This window comes from Bordetella petrii, assembly GCF_020991325.1.
GTDB lineage: Bacteria > Pseudomonadota > Gammaproteobacteria > Burkholderiales > Burkholderiaceae_B > Bordetella_A > Bordetella_A petrii_E.
Window position 1 is genome coordinate 1 of the sequence record NZ_JAJMLX010000317.1, and the last position, 4,803, is coordinate 4,803.

5 protein-coding genes are annotated in these 4,803 nt (G+C 66.7%); 3 read left to right on the forward strand and 2 right to left on the reverse strand.

Annotated elements, in window-relative coordinates; genetic code table 11:
- Positions 1–621 (reverse strand): DUF502 domain-containing protein (locus LPZ50_RS21775; protein ID WP_230664878.1); only part of this gene is annotated, 621 nt, incomplete at its 3' end.
- A 37-nt stretch (positions 622–658) separates the two neighbouring features.
- Positions 659–1,129, reverse strand: coding sequence for a winged helix-turn-helix transcriptional regulator (locus LPZ50_RS21780; protein WP_230664880.1), 471 nt, complete (start codon positions 1,127–1,129; stop codon positions 659–661).
- A 139-nt stretch (positions 1,130–1,268) separates the two neighbouring features.
- Here LPZ50_RS21780 and LPZ50_RS21785 point away from each other — a divergent pair, with 139 nt between their 5' ends.
- The 3 genes from LPZ50_RS21785 to LPZ50_RS21795 all read left to right on the forward strand — a co-directional run.
- On the forward strand, positions 1,269–2,576 hold the full coding sequence (locus LPZ50_RS21785; protein ID WP_230664882.1) for a D-amino acid dehydrogenase: 1,308 nt from the start codon (positions 1,269–1,271) through the stop codon (positions 2,574–2,576).
- Between the two features lie 91 nt (positions 2,577–2,667).
- Complete coding sequence (locus LPZ50_RS21790; protein ID WP_230664884.1) at positions 2,668–3,786, forward strand: metallophosphoesterase family protein; 1,119 nt, start codon at positions 2,668–2,670, stop codon at positions 3,784–3,786.
- Positions 3,783–4,803 (forward strand): AAA family ATPase (locus tag LPZ50_RS21795; protein ID WP_230664886.1); only part of this gene is annotated, 1,021 nt, incomplete at its 3' end. The genes LPZ50_RS21790 and LPZ50_RS21795, both read left to right, overlap by 4 nt.

Here is a 4,803-nt window from a genome sequence, read left to right on the forward strand (position 1 = left end):
GGGCGGCGTCGCCGGCCAGGCGCTTGCCGGCGTGTCGCCGTGCGCGCGGGCCATCCAGGCAATCAGCGAGGCGCGCATGGCTTCTTCTACCGACATGTCGATGGGGCGCACCCATTCCGTGGGCACGAATACCGTGTAGCCGCCGATCATGTAGCCCATGGGCAGGTATACCGCCACGCGGTCGCCGGGCAGGAAACCCTCGGGCAGCCCGTCGGTGCCGCGCCGGGTGATCAGCCCCACCAGTTCCAGCGGCTGGCCGGGCAGGCGCAGCACCACCACGTGCTGGGTGTCGGTCTTGGCGCTGGGCGAGAAGTAGTCGGCAAAACTCTTCAGCGACGAATAGATGCTCTTGACCACCGGCAGGTTGGTGAAGGGCATTTCCACCACGTGGAAGATGCGTTGCAGGCGTTCTTTCGAGACCAGATAGCCGATGGCGATAATGCCCAGTATGCCCAGCACCAGGCCCATGCCGGGAATATAGAAGCTGCCGATGAAGGGACTGAGCAGCGCCAGCGCCACGCGTTCGGTCCAGGCAAGAAAGATGAACAGCAGGTATAGCGTCAGTGCGATCGGCAGTACGGTAATCAGCCCGCGGAAAAAATATCGGTACAGGCGCGTCATAGGTACGAATCTCCGGTAATGCGGGAAGTTCTGTTTTTCAGAGGCTGGTGGTGGGCAGGAACAGCGTTTCCTTGATTTCTTCCATGACGACATAGCTGCGCGATTCCGCTGAAGCCGGCAGGCGCTTCAGGATCTCGCCCAGCAGCCGGCGGTATTCATTCATTTCGGTCAGGCGCGCCTTGACCAGGTAGTCGAAGTCGCCCGAAACCAGGTGGCATTCCATGACTTCGGGCACATACAGCAGTTCCTGCTTCACCTTCTCGAATACATCGCCCGATTTGGCGGACAGCTTGATTTCCAGGAACACCAGCAAGTGGCGGCCCAGGGCGGCGGGATTGACGCGCGCATGATACCCGGCAATGACGCCTTCGCGTTCCAGGCGCTTGACGCGTTCGGAGCAGGGCGTGGCCGACAGGCTGATGCGTTCGGCCAGGTCGGTGATGGAAATTCTTCCGTCGCGCTGCAGGATGTCGAGGATTTTCAGGTCGATACGATCGAGTTCGCGCATTTCACTCTTGCCGGGCCGGCAAAGCCCAGGCCGCCAGTCGAAAAATGGATTGAGGCTGCTGATTTTAGTGCTTTTCACTGCGCACGGGCTTCTAGACTATTTAAACATTCGTGTGACTTGTCCAAAACAGGGGATTCTCATGCACGTCATCGTCCTGGGCAGCGGCGTGATCGGCACCACCACCGCGTACTACCTGGCCCGCCAGGGCGCCAAAGTCACGGTGCTGGACCGCCAGTCCGAAGCCGCCGGCGAAACCAGCTACGCCAATGCCGGGCAAGTGTCGCCCGGCTATTCCACGCCCTGGGCCGCGCCCGGCATTCCGTTCAAGGCGTTGAAGTGGATGTTCCAGAAAGAACACGCGCCGCTGGCCATCCGCCCCGATGGCACCCTGTATCAGTTGCGCTGGATGGCGGCCATGCTGGCCAACTGTTCGGCCAGCCGCTACACCGTCAACAAAGAACGCATGCTGCGCCTGGCCGAATATAGCCGCGATTGCCTGCGCGCCTTGCGGGCCGATACCGGCATCGAATACGAATCCCGCACCCGCGGCACGCTGCAGCTGTTCCGCACGCAGCACCAATACGAGGCCGCGCAGCGCGATATCGCGGTGCTGGAAGCCTGTGGCGTGCCCTACGAACTGCTGGACCGCGGGCGTCTGCAAACCGCCGAGCCGGCCCTGCAGCGCACCGCCCACAAGCTTAGCGGCGGGCTGCGCCTGCCCAACGACGAAACCGGCGACTGCCGCCTGTTCACGCGCCGGCTGGCCGCGCTGGCTCAGGGCCTGGGCGTGGAGTTCAGGTTCGGGCAGCAGGTGCGGGCCCTGGAACGCCAGGGTGATGACATCGCGGGCGTGCGCGTGGGCGGCGAACTGCTTACCGCCGATCGCTATGTGGCGGCATTCGGCAGCTATACGCGCGGCTTCCTGGAACCGCTGGGCCTGGACCTGCCGGTGTACCCGGTGAAGGGCTACTCACTCACCATCCCGCTTATCCAGCCCGGCGCCGCGCCGGTGTCCACGGTGCTGGATGAAACCTACAAGGTGGCGGTCACGCGCTTCGACAACCGCATCCGTGTGGGCGGCATGGCGGAGCTGGGCGGCTTCGACCTGCGGCTGAATCCGGCGCGCCGCCGCACGCTGGAACACGTGGTCAACGATCTTTATCCGGGCAGCGGCGATGTCGCCAACGCCGAATTCTGGACCGGCCTGCGTCCCATGACGCCCGACAGCACGCCCATTGTGGGCGCCACCCGCTACGGCAGGCTGTTCTTGAATACCGGCCATGGCACGCTGGGATGGACCATGGCCTGCGGTTCGGGCAAGCTGGTGGCCGACCTGCTTACCGGCCAGCGGCCCGCCATCCGGGCCGACGACCTGGCCCTGTCGCGCTACGGCGCCGCGCGTGCGCGCAGCGGCGGCATGGCGCTGGGCCAGCGCTCCACCGCCTGAATCCCGTCTTCTGCCCGGGCTGCCGGTGCCCGGACGTTATGCCACAATCGCGCCATATCGCCATTGCGGCGCAGGCACTTCCGGGCAAGACGTGATTCATCTCATCCATACCGCCGATTGGCAGATCGGCCGGCAATACGGCCAGTTCGATACCGATGACGCCGCCATGCTGGCCGAAGCGCGCTTCCAGGCCGTGGCGCGCCTGGCTGGGCTGGCGGCCGAACGCCGTGCCGATGCCGTGCTGGTGGCCGGCGACGTCTTCGACACGCAGGCGGTTTCCGACCGCAGCATCCGACGCCTGTTCGACGCGCTGTCGGCATTCCGCGGGCCCTGGGTTCTGATCGCGGGCAACCACGACGCCGCCCTGGCCGACAGCGTGTGGTCGCGCGCCCACCAACTAGGCTGTATCGCGCCCAACGTACATGTGCCGCTGCGGGCCGGGGTGGTCGACCTGCCCGAGCTGAACCTTGCCGTGCTGGCGGCGCCCCTGACGCAGCGCCACACTTACGACGACACCACGGCCGTGTTCGATGCACTGGCCACCGAGCCCGGCCGCATCCGGGTTGGCCTGGCCCATGGCAGCGTGGCGGGCCGCCTGCCCGATGCCGTCGATTCCGCGAATCCTATCGCCCCCGACCGGGCAGCCCGCGCCGGACTCGATTACCTGGCGTTGGGCGACTGGCATGGCTGCCTGCAGATCGACGCCCGCACCTGGTACGCCGGCACGCCCGAGCCCGACCGGTTTCGCGCCAACGCCTCGGGCCAGGTGCTGGCCGTTCAGTTGCCTGGCGGCGGCGCGGATCCCATCGTCGAACCCTTGCCGCTGGGCCGTTATCAGTGGTCCCAGTGGGACGAGGCACTATCCCTGGCTTCGGATGCCGAAGCCCTGGCGCATCGGCTCGGGGCCCTGGGGCAGGACGACGTCCTGAAGCTGGCAGTGTCCGGGCAACTGACGCTGGGCGGCTGGGACACATTGCAGGATGCCATCGCGCGCGCCGCGGCGCGGGTGCGCGCGCTGTTGCTGGATACATCCGATCTGGCGTTGGCGCCCGATGCGCACGATCTGACTAGCCTGGGAGGCAGCGGTTATGTGGGCGAAGTGGCGGCGCAGTTGCAGGCTTTGCAGGCCGATCCGGCGCAGGCCGCCGTGTCGCGCCAGGCCTTGCGCCTGCTGGCGCAGTTCCAGCGCGAACGCCCGGAGTCGCCATGAAGCTGCGCCGCATCGCCCTGCAGGAATTCCGCAAGTTCCGCGAACCGGTAACGCTGGACAGGCTGGCAGACGGCCTGAATGTCATCGCCGGCCCCAACGAGGCGGGCAAGAGCACGCTGGCCGCGGCCTTGCGCGCGGCTTTCCTGGAACGCTACAAAACCACCAAGGTGGCCGACCTGGCGCCATGGGGCATGCAGGGCGCACGCCCATCGGTCGAGGTCGAATTCGAGCACGCCGGTCGCCGCTATCTGTTGCGCAAATCGTTTCTCAGCCGCGCGCGCTGTGAATTATTGGTGGATGACGGCGCCGAGCGCCACGAAGGCGAGGCCGCCGAAAACGCGCTGGCGGCGCTCCTGGGGTTCGAGTTTCCCGCCAAGGGCCAAAGCCGTGCCGAACATGGCGGCATTCCGGGGCTGTTGTGGATACCGCAAGGCGAAGGGCAGAACCTGCTCGAACCGGCCGGCCATGCGCAGGGCCATTTGCGCGATGCGCTTACCCGCCTGACGGGCGAACTGGCGTCGGCCGAAGGCGACGAGCTGTTCGAACGGGTCGAGTCCGAGCGCGCCAGCCTGCGCGATGCGCGCAGCGGCCGGCCCAAGGGCGCCTATAAAGAGGCCGAAGATGCCTGCGCCCATGCCCAGCAGGCCGCCGACGCGCTGGCCGCGGCAAAACAGGCGCTGGATGCCGATGTCGACCGCCTGGCCGCGCTGCGCCGCGATTACGACAAGGCGCGGCAGGAGCAGCCCTGGCTCGATATGGAGCAGCGCGCCGCCCAGGCGCGGGCACGGCTGGCGGAAATCGGGCGTGAGCGCGACGCGCTGCATGCGCTGCAACGGGAACGCGTGCAGGCCGAAGATACTTTGGCCCTGCTGCACGAGCAGGTGCAGCGCGACCAGCGCGATGCCGGGGACGTGCAGGCGCTGCAAACCCAGGCGGAATCGGCGGAAGGCGAGATGGGGCACGAGTCAAAGCGGAGGACACGCATCAGTCCGAATGCGTTCCAAGGGCGCTCAGGGC

Excerpts from the sequence above, each read along its gene's own strand:
- LPZ50_RS21780 (WP_230664880.1), bottom strand. The coding sequence starts at position 1,129 with ATGCGCGAACTCGATCGTATCGACCTGAAAATCCTCGACATCCTGCAG.
- LPZ50_RS21785 (WP_230664882.1), top strand. The coding sequence starts at position 1,269 with ATGCACGTCATCGTCCTGGGCAGCGGCGTGATCGGCACCACCACCGCG.